15 protein-coding genes and 1 pseudogene are annotated in these 22,652 nt (G+C 56.4%); 6 read left to right on the top strand and 10 right to left on the bottom strand.

Going from position 1 to position 22,652, the window contains the following annotated elements; translation table 11 throughout:
* Window positions 1-190 precede the first annotated feature (190 nt).
* Together ACR0FG_RS08735 and ACR0FG_RS08730 are read left to right on the top strand one after the other, a co-directional pair.
* Window positions 191-1,183 (top strand): helix-turn-helix domain-containing protein, encoded by a 993-nt coding sequence (locus ACR0FG_RS08735; protein ID WP_480892086.1) that lies wholly within the window; start codon window positions 191-193, stop codon window positions 1,181-1,183.
* A gap of 100 nt (window positions 1,184-1,283) precedes the next feature.
* A pseudogene (locus tag ACR0FG_RS08730) lies at window positions 1,284-1,433 on the top strand (transposase); the annotation flags it as partial.
* Between the two features lie 318 nt (window positions 1,434-1,751).
* Here ACR0FG_RS08730 and ACR0FG_RS08725 read toward each other — a convergent pair.
* From ACR0FG_RS08725 to ACR0FG_RS08705, 5 genes are all read right to left on the bottom strand, one after another.
* Window positions 1,752-2,579: a class I SAM-dependent methyltransferase gene (locus tag ACR0FG_RS08725; protein ID WP_480892083.1), complete on the bottom strand. Its 828-nt coding sequence runs from the start codon at window positions 2,577-2,579 to the stop codon at window positions 1,752-1,754.
* A gap of 51 nt (window positions 2,580-2,630) precedes the next feature.
* The gene (locus ACR0FG_RS08720) at window positions 2,631-5,747 is read right to left on the bottom strand and encodes an efflux RND transporter permease subunit (RefSeq protein ID WP_480892080.1); all 3,117 of its coding nucleotides are present in this window, start codon (window positions 5,745-5,747) and stop codon (window positions 2,631-2,633) included.
* On the bottom strand, window positions 5,747-6,853 hold the full coding sequence (locus ACR0FG_RS08715; protein ID WP_480892077.1) for an efflux RND transporter periplasmic adaptor subunit: 1,107 nt from the start codon (window positions 6,851-6,853) through the stop codon (window positions 5,747-5,749). The genes ACR0FG_RS08720 and ACR0FG_RS08715 overlap by 1 nt, the downstream gene beginning before the upstream one ends.
* 139 nt (window positions 6,854-6,992) lie before the next feature.
* Window positions 6,993-8,381: a tetratricopeptide repeat protein gene (locus tag ACR0FG_RS08710; RefSeq protein WP_480892075.1), complete on the bottom strand. Its 1,389-nt coding sequence runs from the start codon at window positions 8,379-8,381 to the stop codon at window positions 6,993-6,995.
* Window positions 8,382-9,039: 658 nt separating this feature from the next.
* Window positions 9,040-9,996, bottom strand: a complete 957-nt coding sequence (locus ACR0FG_RS08705) for a hypothetical protein (RefSeq protein WP_480892073.1) — start codon at window positions 9,994-9,996, stop codon at window positions 9,040-9,042.
* A gap of 301 nt (window positions 9,997-10,297) precedes the next feature.
* On the opposite strand from ACR0FG_RS08705, the gene ACR0FG_RS08700 reads away from it, so the two are divergent.
* Complete coding sequence (locus ACR0FG_RS08700) at window positions 10,298-12,064, top strand: AAA family ATPase (RefSeq protein ID WP_480892070.1); 1,767 nt, start codon at window positions 10,298-10,300, stop codon at window positions 12,062-12,064.
* Window positions 12,065-12,089: 25 nt separating this feature from the next.
* On the opposite strand, the gene ACR0FG_RS08695 is transcribed toward ACR0FG_RS08700, so the two are convergent.
* The 4 genes from ACR0FG_RS08695 to ACR0FG_RS08680 form a co-directional block, all read right to left on the bottom strand.
* A complete protein-coding gene (locus ACR0FG_RS08695; protein ID WP_480892068.1) occupies window positions 12,090-13,145 on the bottom strand; it encodes a TAXI family TRAP transporter solute-binding subunit in 1,056 nt (351 codons plus the stop codon).
* 30 nt (window positions 13,146-13,175) lie between these two features.
* Entirely contained in the window at window positions 13,176-15,743 is a 2,568-nt protein-coding gene (locus tag ACR0FG_RS08690; protein ID WP_480892067.1) for a coiled-coil domain-containing protein, read from the bottom strand.
* 310 nt (window positions 15,744-16,053) lie between these two features.
* Complete coding sequence (locus ACR0FG_RS08685) at window positions 16,054-16,764, bottom strand: aspartate/glutamate racemase family protein (protein ID WP_480892064.1); 711 nt, start codon at window positions 16,762-16,764, stop codon at window positions 16,054-16,056.
* Window positions 16,765-16,767: 3 nt separating this feature from the next.
* Window positions 16,768-17,466: a GntR family transcriptional regulator gene (locus ACR0FG_RS08680; protein WP_480892061.1), complete on the bottom strand. Its 699-nt coding sequence runs from the start codon at window positions 17,464-17,466 to the stop codon at window positions 16,768-16,770.
* A gap of 111 nt (window positions 17,467-17,577) precedes the next feature.
* On the opposite strand from ACR0FG_RS08680, the gene ACR0FG_RS08675 reads away from it, so the two are divergent.
* Complete coding sequence (locus ACR0FG_RS08675; protein ID WP_480892058.1) at window positions 17,578-19,272, top strand: thiamine pyrophosphate-binding protein; 1,695 nt, start codon at window positions 17,578-17,580, stop codon at window positions 19,270-19,272.
* Here ACR0FG_RS08675 and ACR0FG_RS08670 read toward each other — a convergent pair.
* Window positions 19,233-20,153, bottom strand: coding sequence for a LysR family transcriptional regulator (locus ACR0FG_RS08670; RefSeq protein WP_480892055.1), 921 nt, complete (start codon window positions 20,151-20,153; stop codon window positions 19,233-19,235). The genes ACR0FG_RS08675 and ACR0FG_RS08670 overlap by 40 nt on opposite strands.
* Before the next feature lie 98 nt (window positions 20,154-20,251).
* On the opposite strand from ACR0FG_RS08670, the gene ACR0FG_RS08665 reads away from it, so the two are divergent.
* Both ACR0FG_RS08665 and ACR0FG_RS08660 read left to right on the top strand, forming a co-directional pair.
* Entirely contained in the window at window positions 20,252-21,385 is a 1,134-nt protein-coding gene (locus tag ACR0FG_RS08665; protein WP_480892052.1) for an enolase C-terminal domain-like protein, read from the top strand.
* A complete protein-coding gene (locus ACR0FG_RS08660) occupies window positions 21,382-22,632 on the top strand; it encodes an NAD(P)/FAD-dependent oxidoreductase (RefSeq protein ID WP_480892049.1) in 1,251 nt (416 codons plus the stop codon). The genes ACR0FG_RS08665 and ACR0FG_RS08660 overlap by 4 nt, the downstream gene beginning before the upstream one ends.
* Window positions 22,633-22,652 lie beyond the last annotated feature (20 nt).

Raw genomic sequence — 22,652 nt, 5'->3', positions numbered from 1 at the left:
ACTGGTCCCCCGTCAACCGCGTCGACAACGCATACGGAGACCGAAACCTCATCTGCACATGCCCACCCATGTCAGAATACGAAGACGCCGCTGAATAAATCAAAAACAAAACCCCGCCAATGAGGCGGGGTTCAAACCAAAGCAGGCGGTTTTGTTGTTGGGCTAAATCAAAACATGATTGGTAGTTTAGATGAAGCACTACTCTGTCCAAAATGACCAAGGTAAAGCAAACGGGATCAATGACATAGTGCCCGAACGCACGCGGCACATCGACGTCATATTGCGTTGTGAAAAAGACAAACCGTCAGCAGAGGCCATCGTTGAGTTCTATCGGTCTTTAAACAGCCTCATCGGCAAACACAGCTATCTTGTGAATGTCCGTGTCATTTCGGATGGAAGTGTTGGCGGACCTCTTTATTGGGCGCGGCGGACGGCGGTTCTTTGGGGGGATTCGGAACATAGGTGGTGTCCGGTAGGCGAACAAAAATCTTGGATCGCTCAGGTGTTGAGCTTGTCACCAAGGGTACTCCTCGTTGGAGGTGCCGTGACGCTATTGGCTCAAATCGACAATTCGGATCAGAAGGTCGCTGCCGTACATTCAAGTTTCGAAGCAGCTGCGATTGAAATGGGCATAGAGGGATGCGGAGCTGCAACGTTTCTGTCGGCCAGTGGGCGTCTGCATAGCGCAAACGCACATATCAGCGCGATTAGGTTGTTGAGTGACTTTGTCTCAATAGATCACGGCACGTATCTTGCGGATGCTTTGCGCAGACATATCGGGCTTATCGAGCCAAAACAATCGATCGAAAGTCAGTCCGCAAATCGGTTAATTCGAAAGGCCAACGGCGATGAGTTGGTCATTCTCACTTTGTCGACCATGTTGGAGAACATTGAAGAGCCATTGAGCATTTCCGGGCTTTCGGAAAAAGTGGGCACCTCCATCCGGCAACTTCAGAGAAGATATCTTTGCAAGACCGGTGCCAAACTCTTGGATACCTACAAAGAACTACGGCTGGAAAGAGCAAATAGCTTGCTGCAACACACCGACATGCCGTTGATGGAAATCGCCACTGCAACAGGATTTTCGTCCCGCGCCGCCATGTCGCGTGCTTATTTCAAGCAATATGGATCAGGACTGGAAGCAAGCAGGCAACGGAGGTACTGCGGAACCGCTCCGATCTAACAAAGCTAAAAGTTGGTTAGAAATTGCAATCAACAATCTGTATCAGTCGCGGCTTGACGCTGCTACTTTGGTAGTATTTGGTGCGGCAAAGGGTTGGGCTATGAGGTTGAAACGAAAGGGCGAATTTCGCGCTAATGCGGTATCGATCATGCTGACGAGTGGTCTAACACGCAAACAGGTTGCTTCGGATTCGGGTTTTGGCCTTTCAAAGTTGAACAAGTGGGTGACGGCATTTCAAAGCTCAAGCGTTGAACTGTGAGAACCTTGCATTGTGCGGTCAAGGGCCTGTGATGACGTGGTGAACGAGTAAAATTATGGCATGGAGTCAAAGCGCCTGGATTGGCGATCGTCAATTTGGCAAGCTGCGGCAAAGTCGAAATTCGAGGAAACACAGCGAACTCACCATTTGTCCGCGAATAGTAAGCTCGGCCGACCTCAATCTTGCGCTCGCAGCGACAACTATGATCGGTTAACGGCCGCTTTGGGTCGTTCTGCGGTTTTCATCAATCGCTATTTGCGCCGTCCGACCATGCGTTTGTGCTATGGAGGTGGCGCGTTCTTTCTTGCTTCAATCGCAAATTCGGGATGCAGGTCTGAAAAAAGGACGCCCGCAAACATCTTTGTAGATCTGCGTTACCTCAAACCCAGCTTCAGACAGCTCTTCCGACAGGCTCTCGGGCGTGAAGTACTGCAACCAGTTGTACACCGTTTCTGTACCGCCGCTTTCGGGAAAGATGCTGTATTTGTCCAGCACAACAGCGTCTTTGTCATATTTGTAGGTATTAACAAAACAGTAATAGTCTTCACCGCACCAGAAATGGTTGAGCTGATTGTACTCGTAGAAGCCGGTTTCTTTGCGGCTTTCATATGCAACCATCGAATAAACATCCAACAGGATCGTGCCATCTTCACCCAGGAAGTCATGGAAGCAGCGAAGAAGTTTTCCTCTTTGATTTGGGCTGAGCGCGCAGTAGTCATACATGATCATTGTAATCAGATCGAAGCGCTCGGACGGCCTGAATTCGAGGTAGTTCGCATGGATGTAGTTGATCGATTTCCGCGATTTGCTGGCTTGATCTCGTGCGTAGTCGACGGAACTTTTCGAGAAGTCTAATCCTGTGACTCGTGCCCCTGTTTCAGCGAACCGGGACGTGTACAACCCGGGGCCACACCCAAAGTCACACACTGACTTGCCGGGACCAAGCCTAAAGTGTTCAGCTATCCATGTGCTGGAATTTTCTATGAACTCCAATTTTCTGGATGAGACATCAATGCCTTCGTTCAGGTGATAGGCCAACATCTGTTTTGAGCGATATTCATCTGTCCACAATGCATCAGCGGTGTACTGTCCGAATACTTCCGGCCTGGCATTGATTTCTGCGAGTGCGCTGTACATTGCGATGTCCTGCTCAAAAAGGAGGCTTTGATTAGAGTTCCCAGCTTGAAACTATGTCACAGCGTTGATCTCATTAAAGTCTGTTCTTTCTGGATTGGTTCGCCAAATTCCATGGAATGTCGCATAAAGGACTGGAACAAGGATCATCGTCAGGATTGTTCCGACCGTTAACCCTCCCATGATCGTAACGGCAAGACCGATCCAAAAGACGTCGGGCAGAAGCGGGATAACCCCCAATACCGTTGTGGCCGCTGCCAATGTAACCGGACGCAAGCGTGATACACCGGCGTCAATCAAAGCATCGTAAGGTGCAAGCCCGTCAGAGAGGTTGTCGTTAATATGATCGATCAGCACAATTGCATTCTTGATCATCATACCCGCCAGGCTCATCGCGCCAAGAAGCGCGACGAAGTCAAACGGAGTTCCTGTCAAAAGTAGGCTCGGGGCGATGCCGATCAGAACAAAGGGAATGACTGAAAATATTACAAGAGGCGGGCGGTACGCGTTGAATAGGCCAACGACGATCAACGCGATCAGGGCTACGGCGGGGGCGATACCGGGTATCAACGATGCCTGTGCTTCGACTGTGTCTTCGTATTCACCTCCCCATTCCATACGATAACCGACTGGCAACGAAGCGGCGATAGCCTCAAAATCCGCCAGCAGGCTATCGCGATAGCTTGGTTGTGTGATGCCATCGATCGGATTTGCCTGTACTGTCAGTGTACGCGCCCGGTTGAGGCGCTGGATCACCGGGTCTTCTGTTTCCGCTCGGAGATCACTGATGACTTGCGCAAGAGGGATCGTTCCGGGGACTTGCGGGTTCTGCACCTGCAAGAGCTGGAAATTGTCTATCGCGGTGAGATCAACCTCTGGCGGGCGCAGAACAATTGGAAGCAGTTCATCTCCATCGCGGAAAATGCCAATGGTCCGCCCGTCGAATGCCCGCTCGGTGGCATTGCCGAGATCTTCATAGGTGGTCCCGGTCCAACGAGCACTTGCCTGATTGAACTCGGGGACCTGAGTGAGGACCTTGTTGTGCCAGTTGGTGCGCGAAACCTTGGTCCAGGGATGTGCCTCCAAAAGCTGCAACGCCTGGTCGCCATATTCGCGCAGGACCTCCGGGTCCGCATCTGCCGGGCCTACGATCCTTGCCTCAAAGCCCCAGGTTGTTGCAGGACCCACGCCAAACCGGCGCGTGAAAGCGGTTGCTTCCGGGTAAGCTTCCGCAAGCCAATCTGTGATCGCTTCTGCGATTTGCGGAATGTCCTTGTGGCTTTCGACATTGACGATCACCTGCGCATAAGCCGGGTTGGTTGGCTCAGGATCAACCGGCAGATAAAACCGGGGCGGGCCTGCGCCGATGAAGGCGGCAGTGCCGGTCACGCCGTCTTCCTCGGACACGCGCGTCTCAATCTCTGCCGCTGCCGCAGCCACGGTTTCGATCCGCGTACCTTCCGGTGCGTAGAAATCGATCATGAACTTGCTCATTGCAGATGTGGGGAAAAACAGCTGCGTGACCGACCCAAAGGCCACGACGGATGCAACCAGAAAGGCAACCGCTATTCCGATGGTCAGGTAACGCAACCGAACGGCGGTTTCCAACAGCCTACGATATCCGCGAAGGAACACCCCCTCACTTTGCTCACCTTGCGCTGCAACCTTTAGCATCGCGACACATTGCACAGGCGTAACCGTCATCGACAAAAGCCAGCTTATCAGCAGCGATATTGCCACCACTGAAAACAGGGTTCGACAATACTCACCTGCGCTTTCGACCGATGTAAAGATTGGATAGAACGCCATGATGGCCACGATCGTCGCCCCCAACAGCGGGATAGAGGGGCGGGCCGCGGCCTCAATCGCGGCCGTGACGCGATCCATGCCTTTTTGGATGCGCACACTTGCGCCTTCTGCAACCACGATGGAGTTGTCTACCATCATGCCCAAGGCAATAATCAAAGCCCCAAGAGACATCCGCTGAAGGTCGATGCCAAACATCGCCAGTGGAATGAACGTGGCAAGGATGGTCAGCAGCAACCCACTGCCGATGATCAAGCCCATGCGAACCCCCATCGCCAAGGTCAGCACCGCCAGAACAATGGCAACGGCCTGAGCCAGACTGATCAGAAAACTACTGACAGCAGTGTCCACATCATCTGATTGCCAATGGACTTTCTCAATCTCAATCCCGATCGGCAACGCAGGCAACAACTCAGCCAGTCGCGCATCGACCGCCTGACCAATCTCAACGACGTTGGCGCCGGATTGGAACGACAATGCAATTCCAATGGCTGGCTTGCCGTCAAAACGCATCAAGGTAGACGGAGGATCAACATAGCCTTCCCGTACGTCACCAATATCACCCAGGCGTATGATTTCGTCGGTGACGACCCCTGTTGTTGTCAGGGCGTCCAGAGCGCTGGGTCGGATGGCAAGATCAGCAATGTCCTCGGGGCTTTTGAAAGCGCCAGTTGGTGCAATGCGTATCCGGTGATCGCCAACGTTGAGACGCCCGGCATCCACAACCGTGTTTTGTGCATCAATCGTCGAAAGCAGCGTTGCGCCAGAAATGCCCAGAGCAGCTAGGGACTCTTCAGTAGCGTCAACATAAATTGCGCGGTCCTGAACCCCCCAAAGATCGACACGCCCGACACCATCGACAAGCGCCAGTTCTCGCTCCAGATCTTCGGCATAGGCCCGCAATTCGGTTTGGGAAAACCCATCCGATGTCAGGGCGATCACCAAACCCAGAACGTCCCCGAAATCATCATTGATGATCGGGCGTCCGGTGCCAGGTGGCAACTGACCTTCAATGTCCCGAACCTTGCGGCGCAGCGTATCCCAAATCTGCTGCAGCTCATCTGACCAATATTGCGCTTTGATATCGACAACGATCGACGACATCCCGGCCCGGCTCTCGCTGGTTATCTGGTCGATCTCTTTGATTTCCTGCAGCTTTCTTTCGATCCGCTCAGTGACTTCCTGCTCGACCTCTTCGGGGCTTGCGCCGGGATACGGCGTTGCGATCACTGCTGTTTTGATTGTGAATTCGGGGTCCTCAAGCTGACCCAACGAGAAAAAGGACACGATCCCGCCAAAGCTGAGAAGCACAACGGCGAACCAGGTAAATTTGGCGTTGCGAATTGCGAAACCTGCAAGGTTCATCACTTCGCCTCCTCAAACATGCGCACCTTCTGGCCGGGTCGCAGACTGTTGGCTCCGGCGGCGACTACGATCTCACCCGGCATAAGGCCTTCTTTGACCGCCACACCTCGGGAACCCGCAAATCCCAGATCCACATCCCGGGCGGATACGGTCATAGTATCTGCGTCAAGGACCCAGACTTGCGTTTGCGTCTGTCCTTCCGGAGTGAAAACGGCGCCAATCGGTACCGAGATCGCGCCTTCCACCACATCGCCATCTTCTGGTTGACCGCGTACACGACCGGTCATGCCGGGAAGGATGCGTGCATCTTCTGGCTGGTCCATGACCAGCGTGACGGGAAAAGTACCAGTGGTGGTCGAGGCTTCTTTGCCGATTTCACTGATGCTGGCGGGCCATTCCATCACGCCGACAGCGGGAAAGCTGACCACCAGATCGCCAATTTCGGGAAGAACTGAAATGAACCGTTCCGGCACGTCGATCACCATCTCGATCCGCCGATCATCGAGGATTCTGAGGATTTGTTCCTTGGCTTGGACCTCTTCAAAAACCTCAACGAAATCTGCAGTTACGATACCGGAAAATGGCGCAGAGATTTCTGTGTATGAGAGGTCAAGCTTGGCGTTTTCAAGCGCCGCTGTCACAGACTCAACGGCCGCGCGTGTCGAGGCTTCTTGCGCAATGAAGCGGTCCAGGGTCGCCTGAGCCGCAACATCGCGCTCGACAAGCTGGCGCTGCCGATTGGTTTGGGTTTCCGCGTTTTCAAACGTGGCCTCCGCGCTGGCGAGTTCTGCGGTCAGGCGGTCGACCTCTGTCTGGAATTGCGCCCTGTCCAGACGCGCGACTGGATCGCCTTCCCCTACATCGTCGCCAACCGCCACCAAAAGCGCCTCGACCGTACCCCCGACGCGGAAGCTCAAAGTCGCCTGACGTGCGGCTTGAGCAATGCCCACGAAAAAGCGGTCATGTTCTTCGCTTCGATCGCTGATGGTCAGTGTCTTGACCGGACGCACAAGCTCTTCTTCGGTTTGCTCACTCAGTTCTTGGGTTTCGGCAACCGTCGCGACCAGAAAAGGTACTGCAACAAAGGTTCGAAGCAATCGTCTCATTTGGCTATCCTGTTTCCAAGAAAATGTTCGCAGCGCGAATACGCGCGGCATTTTCCTTCTAGGAAATCGCTGCCAGAGAGATCGTAGTAGGCATTTTACGGCGTTTTACCGTGAACTCATCTCGAAAATTGGGGCAAACCTAGCTGATCTGGTCAAAATTGCGAAATATCTCTTCGACATGAGTTGGGTCAAAGAAAAGCTGATTGAGCAGCGGCCTGAGATTGGCACCGGGCCATGCCAGTTGCATACGTTCCTTTGTATTCTTGGCTTTCTGAAGCTGCCCATCTGCTTGATAGGCGGCGGCAAGGACTGCGTGATTAATGACACTGATGGGGTCACCCAACGCCGCAGCCCTTTCGAATACTTTCACTGCAGCGCCTGGATCGCCGCTTAGATACAGGGCCACCCCAAGCGCGTTTTGCGACGCACCGCGGCGATGAGGCTCAGAGCTTTGTGCGTCCGCAGAACCGCTCACCGCAAAAACCATGTCAAAATCACCGGCAAACAGTGCAATAAGTGTATAGTAGTCCCGGACATGTGGGTTTCCGGGGTCGACTTTCAGCGCACGATCCAGGCGGGCTTTTGCGGACGGATAGTCATTCATCAAATAATCATAGAGCGCGCGCGCCGTCAGGCTCAGTGGATCAGTGGCATCAAGCTCCAGTCCCGCGTCAGAATGAGATTTCGTCATCGCAAGCGAGGCATCCCGGTTTTCACCGGCTGGCGTCAATGCGGTCCTGATGCCAGATGCCAAAGCAGACGCTGCGGGGGCACCGGGGTAAGACGGATCAAGCGCTGCCGCACGTTGGAACAGGATCATACCCGCCTCAGTACGTACCGGGTCTGGCGCGGGTAGAAGCATATTCAAACCTTGTTCTACAAGGTTTAACGCCTGCAATCGTTCGGGCGCTTCGTTGAAAAGGATTTCCCGGCGAATAAGCATATTCGCGCGATCCTCTTCGGACTTATTGGTCAAATCCGAAACTGCAGCCTGGGACTGTTGTAGTTGGTAAGCGCGCAAAAATAGCCCGCCTGAAACCAGCAAAGAAATCAAGGAAACGATCACGACCAATTGCATCCAAAGCGGGGCGTCGCGCCAATTCAGTGCTTGTGTGGACTGCTCAGATTCATCTTTGGGCCCTTCCAAGTGAGGCTCGGTCATTATTTCTGCGCGCGTTTCATAGCGTGGGACATAGCCTCCGCGATCAATATGAATCCGAATGGGAGCCTGGTTTCCGCTGCCTGCGTAGTAAACATCCAACCGCCGGCGCAAACGCCCGGCGTCAACCCGCACCAGATTTTCAGCATCCGTCTCGCCAGACCCGCGATGATAAATGTCCATTGCGATGGTTTTTGCTCGCGTCAGATTTGACCGGCCAGCAAGATCTTCCGAAACCACGTACTGGAGAAACTCCTTCAGGCGATCGGCACCGGAAAACTCTTTGCTCGTTAGAACTGCGTCGAGCGCATTCTCAATCTGGTCTTTATCCAGCTTCGCGTCGCTATTCTGAACAGCGTCGTGTTTCAACGATCGAAGCCCCGCATTGTAACAAACAAACCCATGGATTGTGTCACCGTAACACGCAGTAAATTACCTTACAAATATGGAAGAAACCCGGTTTCTTAGACCTACGAAACCTCGGTGAGTCCAGATGCCAGTCTCTGATCCGTTCGAAGAGTGTTTTCCAGATGAGCGCGACGCAATTGAAACATTGCGCCGCAAAAACGTAATATTTGATGAACTCTGTTCCGATTTTGAAGATCTGAGCGCGAGCATTCCACCGACCGCGCGGGTTCACGCCCCAGCCATTGAAAGCCTGCAAGATTTGGAACGCGAAATCCGCGATTGGTTGTCCAACGAGATGAGGTGATCCTTAACGTGCGGGAGGTAAATAGTGCTGGTCCGGAGATGAATGTCTGGTTTTAGGAAGCCGCACCGCAACACCGGCTTAGCCGACAAATGTCTCGTTGGGGCGCTTGACCCAGCCCCGGATCTGGGCCGTTTGGATATGGAATCCGTTTCTTTTTTCTTTCTCGTGATCAGGTTGCGGTTATGGCCTGCTGAGCCGAGCCCTTGCTTAGCTCAAGCGAAGCGGGCCGGGTGGCACGGCTGAGACTAGATCGAATAGATCTGGCGGCACCGCCTCCCACATATGCTTTCGACAAACCCGCCGGGTGCGACTGCTCTATTTACAGATCGGCAGGTTAAGCGGAGGCTGTTTCGGCAGGGACGCCCTCCATTGATTGATGATCGGCTGAAGGTCACGCTTGGGCCAAAATTTGGGCGCGCCGATTGCTTTCAGACATGCAGCGTTCCAGTAGAGACCAGCACGTGACAAGGGCCTTCCCTTATTTACTGCCTTGGCGACGGCATCGATGTCCTTGGATTCCGGATAGATATAGAGGGTGGTCGGATTGCCTTCGACCAGTGCCAGAATTTCCTTCGAGGCCGTTTGTGACCAGGTCGTGCACCCATTACTGCGCCCGCCGGTGTAGTTCACCAGTTTTCCATAGGGGACATAGCCTTCTTCGTCGGCATGGTTGCTTTGCGGGTTTTTGAAACGGCATTGCCATTTGAGGAATACAGCAGGATGACCGCCGATTGCACGTTCACGGGCATTGCTGGTTTCGCCTTCTCCGTCAAACAGAAGAAAGGTGCGGTAGAAAGGTGTCCGTTTCCCGGATTGCCTGTAGTACCCTTTGAACGACGTTCGGGTTTCGGCGGTCACGTAGGCGCCGCCAGCGGTCAGTTTTGAACCTTCGGCGTTGCTGAAATTCCTGGCGCATTGCCGTCCGTTGGCAAAATTTGCGCGTTTCAGCTTGCGGCCATTGCCATAGCCGGACGAGACAGCCCGAAAGGATTTCTGCGCTTCGCAGATCACATAAAAGCGCCGCCCAGGCTTGCCGCTGGGTGCGGTGCTGGGGCGTGTTGCATCCTTGGCAAGGTAGCAGGGATTTTTGACCACACCTTGCCGCAGCTTTTCGCGATAAAGCGCACGGGCGCGGGTCAGAACCACCGGCGCGATCTGACCTTCGCCGGTACCGACATGTTTTTGCAGCCATGCCGGGATATCTGCGGACAACGCAATGGTGCGGGTAGGTAGAACGGCAAACGCCGCAATTGCCATGATAGCAACTGCCATACGGGGTGATTTCAACAGCAACGGGAATACTCCTGCCTGTATATCCTCAAGACCATTCTATCACAGATCGCTTGGGCTGGGATGGCATCAGTTTGCACATCGCGCATCAATTGTTGCCGGAAATCATACGCCGATCATGTGCGCCGGACCTATTCACAAGCGCAAAGCCTAGATTTATCATGCGTCTTCCGGCAAAATGCGGATTGTGAGGAAGGTTGTGACTTTCTCTCGCCGGGACCATCCCGAGCAAGGTCGTTGAAGGTGACAAGTTTGGCGGTATGTGGGACGAGTGTTGGGAGATATGGAAGGCATCATAGCGCAACCGAAGGTTTCTTCGGGGGCGAATTCCGGGTCTGAACAGCCCGGTCCGATCTACTGGAGCCAGGCGCACAAGCTTGCGTTCGAACGCCTGAGTTTTGCGGCGACCAGCGGCTCGCCGATGACGGTGTTTGTCGGCCGTGAGGGAACCGGGCGAACGCGTTTGGTTCGTGAGCTGATCGCCAAGAACACTTCGGATTGTGTCATACGGATGATGAACAATCCCAAGGGGCTGTCGGGCGGTGTCTTTTCCGATGTGCTGTCTTCGTTCGACCCGCGACGGGCCTATTCCGACAATGTCGAGCAAAACCGAAACGAGCTGTTCGGCCTGCTCCAGTCGCTGCATGCCGCCGACCGGTATCCTGTTTTGGTGGTGGACGACGCTGACGAGATGTCGAATCTTTATCTCGGAGAGCTGTGCGAACTCTGCGCGCGGAGTATTGACGCGCGTCCCTTGCTGAAGCTGGTCTTTGTCGGTCGTCCGGTGATGACTGACGTATTGTCAGGCATCAGACCGGACCTGATGGGTCCGTCTTTCGCGATGGAGTGCATGAGCAAGGAAGATGTCCGTGGCTTCCTGCAGGCACGTCTGAGCCAGATGGGCCTGCCGAACCAGAAGCTTGGCAAAGGCGCTGTGGCCGAGGCGTTTGCGCTGACCAGTGGTATTCCTGCGCGGCTTGAGCTTATCTGTGAAGGGCTCAAGCGGTATACGACCCTCAAGCAATTTGTCACCAAGGAAAGCAAGCGCGAAATCGACAAGGCGCAGATGCGCGAGATCGGGGCACTTGTGCGGATCAACGAGTTGAGCCAGAAGGCCGATGCCCTCAGGCACGATGAGCAGCATGGCGTCGGTATTGCCGGGCTTGCTAACGATGCAGCGCAGTTAGAGGCCGAAGGAGGTGTCGGCATACCCCGCAAGGCATCCGTCTCTGAGGACGGTAGCGATCTTGCGACGACTAGCCGGGGGTTTGGCCGTGCCATGCTAGTCGCTGCAGGTGTTGTCGTCGCGCTAGGCGCAGGAGCGTTGTTGCTGTTGCCCGGGGCGGATGCCTTTTTCAAGGACAGGCTGGCGGGCTCGCAGGTTGTACCTGCTACCCCATCTGCAGATGTCCCCCAAGACACCCAACCCGTATCCGAGCCGGTCACCGCCCCGGCACCCGAACCCGAAGCTCCGGCTGAGGTTGTGGCCCGTATCGAACGGATCGCCACTGCGCTGGCCGGGACGGAACAGACCGCAACCGGTCAGTATCTGGCTGCGCTGGACCTGGCCGAGACCGCAGCGGATGCGGCGGCTGTGGCCTATGCGCGCGCGGCGCTGGATGGTCATGCGCGGTCTGCCTATTACTTGGGCCAGATCTACGAAACCGGAGAGGGTGTGCCAGTCGATCTGGCGTTGGCAAAACAGTGGTACAAGGAGGCTGGCCCAGAAATCGAAGGGGCCGCCGATCGACTGAGGGATATGCCCGTTGCCACGGGTGGTGTACCGTCTGAACCGATCCAGCTTTATTCGCAGCGTATGCCCGATGGCGCGCTGACCCTGATCTGGACGAGCGGAGAGGGGGCGGATCCCTCAGGCTATCGGATCGAACTGTCTTCGGCGGCAAGAGAAGTGGTCAAGAGCATACCGCTTGTCAAAACTTCGGCGATCCGCGTGACGGCCCCGGACGAGGCATTGTTGTGGCGCGTCACTGCGCTGGACCAGACCAACGATACCGAAGCGGCCTCACCCTGGATCGCGATAGGCCCGTGACCTTTGTCGCGGGCCCTCGAAGGTCTCAGCAGCCGATGACGGCGCAGATTCTGTTGCGATAGGCCTGGTTTGCTTCGCTTTCGATGCTGGGTTGTTCGGTCGTAGCAACCGGCCCGCAGCTAAGCTCGTAACTTTCGCTCAGCCCGGCATTGACGCATTCCGAGATATTCCAACCGGGAGGGATGTCATTGAGGTCAACGTCATTCCATTTCGGATGGCCCGAGCTTTGCAGGGTGTTGAACTCTTTCGCCAGCAGATGAGCGACGTCCGACACGGCCTTGCAGCTTTCGCGGTGATAGGCGTTGCGCGTGGGCGTGTATTCATAGGTCATCAGAACGGCTTTTACGGCCACAGCGTCGATGGTTTCCTGTTGAAACGGATAGGTTCCGGCTTCGATCTTCGACGGTGTGTAGACCGCTGCCAGGGTCGGGTCCGTGACCGGTATCAAATGCAGCTTTTCGGGATCAATCTGGTCGGTCTGAAAGATCTTGGTAGGCGCACCGGCGACATAAAAGAAGGCATCGATGCTGCCATCCAACAACATCTGCAGAGATGTGTCTGCATTGATCGTCAATCGCTCGGACGGGGTTACTCCGGCCAGATCCAGAACCAGTGAAGAGGTCAGAAACGTTCCGCTATCCTCAACACCGACGCCCACGCGCCGCCCGTTCAGATCGGACAGCGAATTGATGTCCTTCTTGGCAAGGATGTGGACCTCTTCGTTATACAGCGGAAAGGCAATGCGGACTCCAAAGATCGCCCGCGCGATTTCAGGGTCTTCGCTGGAATAGGTCTTGAGATATTCCAGCACATCGCTCTGCACGATACCAAGTTGTGTGTGGCGGCGTTTGCGGACGCCTAGGAAATTCTCAAGCGATCCTGCGCTTTCGCGGACGTTCAGTTCGATTCCGCAATTGGCTGCCAGCCCGCTCAGGTCACCGCCGATCTGGATATAAGTCCCGGTCGGTCCTCCGGTCAAAATATTGCGCTCAAATGCAGATGCGGAAGCAGGCAGAACAAGGCCCAAAGCGGCCACTGTTGCGGTTCTGGTGAGCAATTTCACCAGCTTGAAGAATTCCATGTTTACCTCCCTTAATAATTACCACAGAAATTAGCAGAACTCTCCGGATCGGACCAAATGCAGCAATGTGTGCCGGTTGATCTCTCCGGTCGCTGATTGCAGTGCATCGACCGCGCATGTGCCGCTTGCCAGTTCAGCAATCAGGTCTTCGACAATGTTCACAGGCAACTCGGTCAGCCCCGGCGCGCCGCTCAGGATGATACGGACGGTTTCGATTTGTCGAGGGGCGCCTGAAGTGCGTGGGGTGTCTTGAACAACCGTTGCAGTATTTTCTTGCGTTTCAGGTGCGACCGGGGTTTCCGCGATCACTCCGGTGGGTGGTGAAAACCGCGAATCCATTTCAACCGCGCGGCGCTCAAGCTCGGCCAGATTTGCCGCAAGGCTCGATAACTCGTCCCGATATGCAGCGGTTTGCAGGCGCAGCGAATCCAGTTCGGCCCGGGCCGCCTCGGCGCTGGATTGTGTTTGCGACAAGTTCGCCTGACTGTTCAATTGCTGTTGCTGTGCCTCTTCGGCGGCTTGTGTAGCTTTGGCTGTGGTCTCTTCAAGCGCAGCGACCTGCGCCGTCGCTTCATCGCGCCGTGTTATAGCTGCGTCAGCTTCGGCTGCGATACGCTCCAATTCATCGTGGGCCTGACCGATTTCATCTAGTGTTGATTTCAATTCGGATTCTGCATCGATGACCTGAGCCGAGATGTCCTGCAGAGACTGCGACGCTGTCGCGGCCTGCGCCGCATCATCCCGCGCCGATTCAACCTGTGCAGTCAATTGGGCCAGCTCTGCGCGGCGTGCGTCGGCCTCGCTCAGCAATGTTTTCAACTGATCCCGCGTTGCCGCAGCGCTGCCTGACGTCACCTGAAGTGCGGCCGAGGCACGTTCGCGCTCGGCGCGCAGCGATTCCACTTCGTTGCGCAAGTCGGTCAATTGCTGCGTTTCGGCTTCGGTCGCCTGGGCGAGCGCGTTTTGGGATTGTGCAAGCTGAGCCTGAAGGTCGGCAACATTGGCGGCGACCAATTCGCGCTCCTGACGCAATTCTGCGACCGAGGCTGTCAAATCCGCCTGCACCTGTTCTTCGGCTAGAAGCTGGCTGGTTACTTCAGCAAGCCGTGCCTCGCTTTGGTCAAGCTCATCGCGCGCCGACCCGGACCGGGCCAACAGCTTTTCTAGTTCCGCTCCGGCTGCGTCGCGCTGCGACTGCCCCTCGGCTAATTCGGCTCGAAGGTTTTCCAAGGCCGCACGCGCTTCGGAAATCTCACCTTCGACGTCGGCCTTGTCGGCTTGCAACCGGTTTGAGTCGGCTTGTTCTTCTTGCAGCAGAGCAAGTTTTTCCTCGGCATCCGAGAGTGCAGCTTGCGCCGCCGCTTGTCTTTCCTGTGCCGTGCGAGCCGCGCTTTCCGCGTTGGAACGGGCCGCCGACAGGGATGCCATTTCCACTGACATCGCCTCACGAGTTTCGGCCAGTTCGGTTTCGGCCTGTGCCAGTTCGGATTGGGCCGTCTCAAGTTGTTGCCGAACCCCGGTCAGGTCGCTCTCGGCGCTTGCGCGCTGCTCCTGCGCTGCGTCCAATGCGGCCGTTGCTTCGGCGATCTGATCGCGCAATGTTGTAAGCTGTTCGCCGCTTCGGGTCAGATCGGCCTCTGCGGTTTCTCGCTGGTCCAAAATTGTCTGAAGCGACTGTTCCGCCGCTGCTATCTGCGCAGCAGACCCTTCGCGGTCTTCCGAGAGTTTGCTCTTTTCCGCGCTCAGGCCCTCAAGTTCCTGTCTAAGCTTCGCTTCTTGTTTCTCGAGCCCTTCGATGCGTGCCCTTGTGACCTGTTCCCGCTCGTTCGCGGCGTCTATGGCGCTCTTTAACGCGGTGTCTTCCTGCTGGCGCTGCTGCACCGCTTGCTGGACCTTTTTCAGATCCGCAGTGACACCAATGATGCTGTCCTGCAGTTGCGCCAACTCGGTCTCGGTATCGGTCAATTGCGATTGCCGCTCGCTGACGGATGCTGTCAACTGTTCAAGTTCACTTTGCTTTTCCACCAGTTCTGCGTTGGTGGACTCCAGACCGGATTTGGCCTCCGAAAGCGCTTCGGTCAGAGCGTCCAATTCGGTACTTGTCTCGACCTGGCTTCGGGTCAGCGTGTCGACTTCATCCTTCAACTGGCTTGCCAGCATACGGTCCGCGTCCATCTTGTTCGCAAGATCCCGCATTTCCAGTTTCAGCTGTTCCAGATTGCCGAGCTCGGCGGCGGCTGTTTCGATCTGAACGTTCAAATCGGCAAGCTTGACGCTGGCCTCTTGTGTGCTTTTTTCCAACTCCACCAACTCGACCCGACGCTTTTCCATGGTGGCTTCGTTCGCCACGGTCTCCGAGGCCAGCAGGCTGCGGGCTTCTTCCAGTTCTGCAATACGCGACGCGTTCTGAAGCCTTTCCGAGTCCACCGTCGCAATCTGATCTTGCAAGGCAGACAGATCGTTTTCGGCCTTTGAAATTTCGCTCTCCAAACCGTCTTTGGTGGATCGCGCCCGGTCAATCTCTTCCTGCAACAACGCCAGAATTTTCCGAAGCGATGCGGCGGTTTTGGTAGGCTTTTCCTCGTCCGCCGAAGACACTGCGGCGTCCTGCGCCCAAACCGCAGGAGCCCCCGCACCAAAACTTAAAGCAATAAACGTCAAAACAATCAGCCGCGACGAGACCATAGGCCAACTCTCCAAACAATAAACGGCAGGGGTAACTGTCTCACAAATTTGCGAAAAAGTCTAATCTGTGGGTCGTCTGACCGGATGCGCTACGGTGGTAGCGCCCCAGGACCATTCCCGGGTTTCGTGTAACCGTTGAATTTCCACAGCTTAAAGCCGACTTCCACGCCCGGTTCGGGTGGTTGTGCTGTTCGCAGTGGGTGCTGTTGCGGGCGGGGAAACTTCAGTACTGCGCCGGTAAAAGTCCGGTCTGAAACCAGCTGATAAAGGTGACAATCGAAAATACGGGCAGACCCGTTGCCTGTCGGATGTCTGCTGCGTAGGGGCACATGTTCGTGCATTCCAGCACAATTGCACCCAGATCAGGATGGTTGGATTGCAGCGCAATTGCCGCTTCTACATTGTCCGTGCGGGCTTTTTCGACATTCAGCGACATTTCATTCCCCAGAATTGCACGGGTAAACTCTTGCCCGTTCTCGGTGGATCCAATCGGGGTGCCCTGCGGAACGCCCGCAGCAGTCAGGTGGGCTTTGGTCAGCGTCGATGCAGAAATGGTCAGAATCCCCGCGCGTTTTCCTGCAGGCAGGATGCGGTTCACCATATCGACCTGCATCAAAGAGGATGTCGCGACCGGAACGGGCACCGCCTTTGCCAACTCATCCTGAAACAGTGACAGGAACCCGCAATTGGTGGTGATCCCGTCCACACCATCGTGAACCATCTCTTGCGCAGCTTTGATGAAAGCGCCAAGCATCCCTTCGGCCCCGCGACGTACGACCAGATCGGGTGAGGCATCGCGCACAATCCGATAATGCACAGGAAATGGCCAGGTTTGCGCGTTGCCCATATCACCGGGGATGCGGGGAAACCGGGCATCCAGCATCAGAATGCCGACAGACGCCCCATAGATGGATTTTCCGCCCTGCGCGATCATCCCTTATGCCTCCTCAATGATCTGGGTTGAGATATCCTCGGACCCTTCCATGTAGATATTGGAAATGCCATGGCGGACAGTGTCCTGCACCTGATCCATGCGTTTCGAGATATGGTTTCCCAATACCCGAGCGGCCTCATCGGCATTACGTGCAAGCAGCGCCTGCATAACTTGCTTGTGTTCGCCTTTCGAGCGCTGCAGCCGATCCAGACTCATGGAAATCCAGCGGATGTATCGAATGCGTTCATTTATCCGCGTCAGCATTTGTAACAGTTCGGCATTGCCGGACAGGCGCGCGATACCAAGGTGAAACGCTTCGTCCCGGTTGACGGCTTCTTGCACGGTCAATCCGGAGATATCGAGGCCGGTTGCGTGAAGCTCATCATGAAGGGTCTGCAATTCTTCGTCGGTCGCCTTTTCACAGGCTGTGCGGACGGCAGCGACTTCGATGATCTGCCGTAGCTCGAACAAGTCGAATACAGATTTGGCGTCTAGCGGGCGGCAAAAGAACCCCTGACCGGGGCGGAAGTCAAACAGCCGTTCGGCCACCAAGCGGTTCAGCGCCTCGCGCAATGGGGTGCGGCTGACACCAAGGTCTTTGGACAGCGCGACCTCGTTCAGACGGTCACCCGGGCGCAGCCGGAACGAGATCGCCATAGCCTTTACCTGATCATAGATATCGTCAACCCGTGGGCCTGCCATGAATTCGTGCCTCTTGCTGGTGATCAAGAGGTGCCACAGGCCAGTCTTGAATTCAATATACAAAACTGTATACAGTCCTGTGTGCAATTTGGATCGAAGGAATCGCAAGCCATGACAGGGACTAATTATCTGACCGGCGCCGAAGCGATGGTGCGTATGCTTGAGGCGCATGGGGTGACGCATATGTTCGGCTTGTGCGGTGATACGACATTGCCATTCTATGATGCGCTGGCGCAGATGGATCATGGCATTCAGCACATTCTGACACGCGATGAACGTCACGCGGCCTATATGGCTGATGGCTATGCCCGCGTGACCGGCAAGCCGGGCGTGTGTGAAGGGCCATCGGGCGGGGGGGCGACCTATATCCTGCCGGGCGTGGTCGAGGCCAATGAAAGCTCGGTGCCGATATTGGCGATTACTTCGGATGTGGCGACCAGCAGCAGGGGAAAATATCCGCTGACCGAGTTGGACCAGCCTGCGCTGTTCAAACCGCTGGCGAAATGGAATGCCTCGCTGGATGATGCCGCCCGGTTGCCTGCGATGGTGCGGGCGGCGTTTAGGGCGATGACGACGGGCACACCGGGTGCCACGCATCTTGCGCTGCCGTTCGACACGCAAAAGGGGCAGGTGGACGAGGCCGAGATTTGGGCCGATGCGCGGCATCGGACTTATCCAGCCGAGCGCGCGGCCCCGGATGCCGATGCAATCGAAGCTGCGGCTGAGATTCTCGCAAACGCAAAATCCGCCGTAGCTGTCTGTGGTGGCGGGCCGGTACTGTCAGGGGCAGAAGGTGCGTTGAGCAAAGTCGCGGCCCTGCTGGATATGCCCGTCGCGACGACGGTTTCGGGGCAGGGGGCGATTGCGGAAACCGATGCGTTGGCCTTGGGCGTCGTTGGCTCGAACGGCGGTGTTCCGGCAACACGTGCCGTGGTGGATCAGGCGGACGTCGTGCTGTTTATCGGCTGTCGGGCTGGATCGGTTACAACCGAACGCTGGCGCAGCCCCGGACGCAACGCAACGATCATTCACATCGACAGCGATCCGATGGTTATCGGTGCGAACTACCAGACCGAGGTGGCAATCTGCGCCGACGCCCGCCTGGCGCTGGAGGCTCTTGCCTGCGCACTTGAGGCGCGGCAGGATTTGCCCGCGCTGGGCGGCGCGGCAAAAGCCAAAGCGGCGTGGGAGGCGAAGCTGACCGCATTTGCGCCGCTGGCCGCCAGCCGCGAAACGCCGATCCGGCCCGAGGCCGTCATGGCCTCGCTGATGGATATCCTTGACGATGACGCCATTGTGGTCGCCGACCCCGGCACGCCGTGCCCCTATTTCAGTGCGCACTACCGTTGGAAGAACGCGGGACGGCAGTTCATCACCAACCGCGCGCATGGCGCATTGGGGTATTCGCTTGGCGCGGCGATGGGGGCTCATGTCGGTCGCCCATCGGTCAAAACGCTGTCTGTGATGGGCGATGGCTCGTTCGGATTCACCTGTGGCGAGTTCGAGACGATGGTTCGGCACAATATGCCGATCACTTCGATTGTATTCTCAAACTCGGTGTTCGGGTGGATCAAGGCGGGACAAGATGCCGGGTTTGGGCAGCGCTACTATAACGTCGATTTCAACCGAACTGATCACGCCGCCGTTGCCGCTGCGTTTGGGGTCAAGTCATGGACGGTGAAAGACCCTGACGATCTGCGCCGGGTTCTGAAACAGGCGGTGGAACATGACGGGCCGACGCTCGTCGACATCCACTCACAACCACTTCACGAGGCGGCAGCGCCGGTGTCGGAATGGGTGGCGTAAGAGGCAATCGATGGCGTGAGCTGCGCCAGAAACTCTTGCGCGATGGCTGAAAGGGGCCGCCCTTTGGCCGTTATGATCGCAAGATCCAGCATGACGGCTGGTTGGAAAGGGCGGGTTTGATATCCGCTCTCTCCGTCAAACAGAACGGTAAAGGGATCGATCATCGCGACGCCCATACCCTGTTTCACAAAGCTCAGCAGGTTTTCCGACAGGTGCGTATGGATCTGGGTGCGCCACGTGCGCCCCGCCTTTTGGAAAATGTCCCGCGTCCGGCGATGGGTCTGGTGCTCCGGACCCATTACGATGAAAGGCTCGTTTTCCAGAATTTCTGGTGTCAGAACGTCATATTTCGCAAGCGGGCTGTTTTCCGGAAACGTCGCGAGCGTTTCAAATTGAAATACCCGATAATTCAGCGTGTCGTGCAGGATCGGCATCTCGACGATGCCAACCTCGAACAGGCCCGAGATCACCCACTCCTGGATCTTCGAAGAATACTGAGACTGGAAACTGACAGACAGGTTCGGACGTGTTTTGGCAAAGCGGGCAATTTCACGCGGCATAAAGCCGAAGGACAAAAGATGCGGCGCGGCGACCTGAAGCTGACCGGGATGTTTGTTCTGCAAATCCGTTACCGCCTGTGCAACATGATCCAGTCCGCGCACAACGGTATCAACCTCGCGATACAGCAGTTCCGCCTCGGGTGTTGGCAACAGGCGACCCTTGTTGCGTTCGAACAGAGGCAGCCGAGCCTCACGTTCCAACTGCGCCAGCAGGTTGCTGATGCCCGGTTGCGAAATGCCCAGAACCGAGGCCGCCCCGGTGACGGTTCCGGTTTCCATTATGGCGTGAAAAGCCTGCAACTGACGAAAGCGCAGCGACATGGGACACCTCATCACTTTTTCTGATGGAATTGCCAAAACATAGTATTTGAAATGATATAGGGGTCAAGGCAGGCTGCACCTTGTTGGTCGGAGGGTGAATGGGCGATCTGACGCAGAAAATCATTGGTTATGATCTGTGGCATCTTGAATTGCCGGTCACGTCTCGTCGTGATCACGGGATCGGTTCGGTCGAAGGTGTCTGCGAAGTCGTCATCCTGCGTCTGACGTCCGAAGATGGCAGTCAGGGATTTGGCGAGGCCTCGCCTTGGTCCGTCTTCACGGGAACACCTGAAGCCACCTTTGCCGCGCTGGATCGGTATCTGCGACCGCTTGTTCTTGGCTCCCAAGTCGCCAACCGTTGCGCGGTCATGGAACGTGCCGCCTATGCGGTGGCCCACTGCACCGAGGCCAAGGCCGCGCTGGAAAGCGCCTTGCTTGACCTGACAGGTAGGATCAGCGGCGTTCCGGTCTGGTCGCTGCTGGGGGGCAAATGTCGCGATACGATCCCGCTGAGCTGTTCCATCGCCAACCCCGATTTTTCCCAAGATATCGACCTGTTGGCACGGTTGCACAGTGACGGCGTGCGCATCGTCAAACTTAAGACCGGGTTCAAGGATCATGCCTTCGACATCATGCGACTGGAATATCTGGCGCAGAACCACCCCGAGTTTTCGGTGCGCGTGGATTTTAACCAAGGGCTTTCGATAGAAGACGCGCCATCTAAAGTACGCGATGTGGCGCAATTCGTGCCGGATTTTATCGAACAACCCGTGCGCGCGCATCACTTTGGCATGATGGCAAAGCTGCGGAAAATGATAGATGTGCCGCTGCTGGCCGATGAAAGCGTTTTTGGTCCCGAAGATATGGAACGCGCCGCGCGCGAGGGGATATGCGACGGCGTGTCCGTCAAAATCATGAAATCCGGTGGCTTGACGCGCGGCCAGACGGTGGCGCGCATCGCCGCTGCGCATGGCCTCAGCGCCTATGGAGGTGACATGTTCGAGGCCGGACTGGCCCATCTGGCAGGCACGCATATGATCGCCGCGACACCTGAGATCGCATTGGGATGCGAGTTTTATCAGGCCAGCTATTTCCTTGCCGAAGACATTCTGGAAGACCCTTTTGTGATCAACGCTGGCCACGTTGTAGTGACCAACGGGCCGGGTCTGGGCGGCAGGCCGGATGTCGGTAAGCTGGATCACTATGCGGTGGTAAAGGCGGTCGCAGCATGAGCGAAACCAAGACCATAGCCATCATTGGAGCCGGGATCATCGGCGTTTCAACTGCGGTCTGGCTGCAGCGCGATGGGCACAAAGTGATCCTGATCGACAAAGCCGGACCGGGCGAAGGTACCTCGCACGGCAACGGTGGGGTGCTGGCGTCCTGTTCTGTCGTGCCGGTGACGGTTCCGGGCCTGTTGGGCAAGGCTCCGAAGATGCTGTTCAGCCCCTCGCAGCCTTTGTTCATGAAATGGGGGTATCTGCCAAAGCTGGCCCCTTGGCTGATGCGCTACCTAAAGCACGCGAATGCGAATGATGTGGATCGTATCGCCGCCGCTTTGACGCCGATCATCGGTGACAGCCTGAACGACCATATGGCGTTGGCCCAAGGAACGGGCGCAGAGAAATGGATTGTGCCGTCAGATTATCTGTTCCTCTATGAAAACCGCGCGCATTTCGAGGGGGATGCTTTTGGCTGGAACGTCCGACGCAAGCACGGGTTTACGTGGGACGAGCTGGAAGGGCAGGCCTTCCGCGCCTACGATCCGGTGTTCAGCGAAGATATCGGATTTGCCACAAGGCTCACCGATCACGGTCACATCACCGATCCGGGGCGCTATGTGAAAGAACTCGCCGCCCATGTCGAGGCGAATGGTGGCAGGAGCATCCGGGCCATGGTTGAGGATGTTGTGCGCGAGAACGGGCAGGTCACCGGCGTGCGCACCAATGGTGAAACAATCGCGTGCGACGCTGCCATCGTGACCGCGGGCGTCTGGTCCGGCCCTTTGGCCAAGCGGTTGGGAGTTTCTGTTCCTCTGGAGAGCGAACGCGGCTATCATCTTGAATTGGTAGAGCCTTCGGCCATGCCACGCAGTCCGGTGATGGTTGTCTCGGGCAAGTTCGTTGCAACGCCAATGGACGGGCGGATACGGCTGGCCGGGATTGTCGAGTTTGGCGGGCTGGATGCACCGCCCTCGCGCGCACCGTTCGAGTTGTTGCGCAAAAACGCCCGGGCTGCGTTGCCCGGCGTGACATGGAAGGAGGAAGTGGAATGGATGGGCCATAGGCCCGCACCGGCGGACTCGATCCCCATTATTGGCGCGGTTCCGGGTATCGATGGTGCGTATATGGGCTTTGGGCATCATCACATCGGCCTGACAGGCGGGCCAAAAACAGGACGCCTTTTGGCGCAGATGATCGCGGGCAGAAACCCGAACACGGACATGAGCGTCTACGCGCCGTCACGTTTCGCAACATAAAACCAACCGGCGGGCAACGC

The organism is Ruegeria sp. E1 (assembly GCF_056534225.1).
The sequence above is the reverse complement of the archived record's forward strand: the minus strand, read 5'-3'. Positions and strand labels throughout refer to the sequence as shown.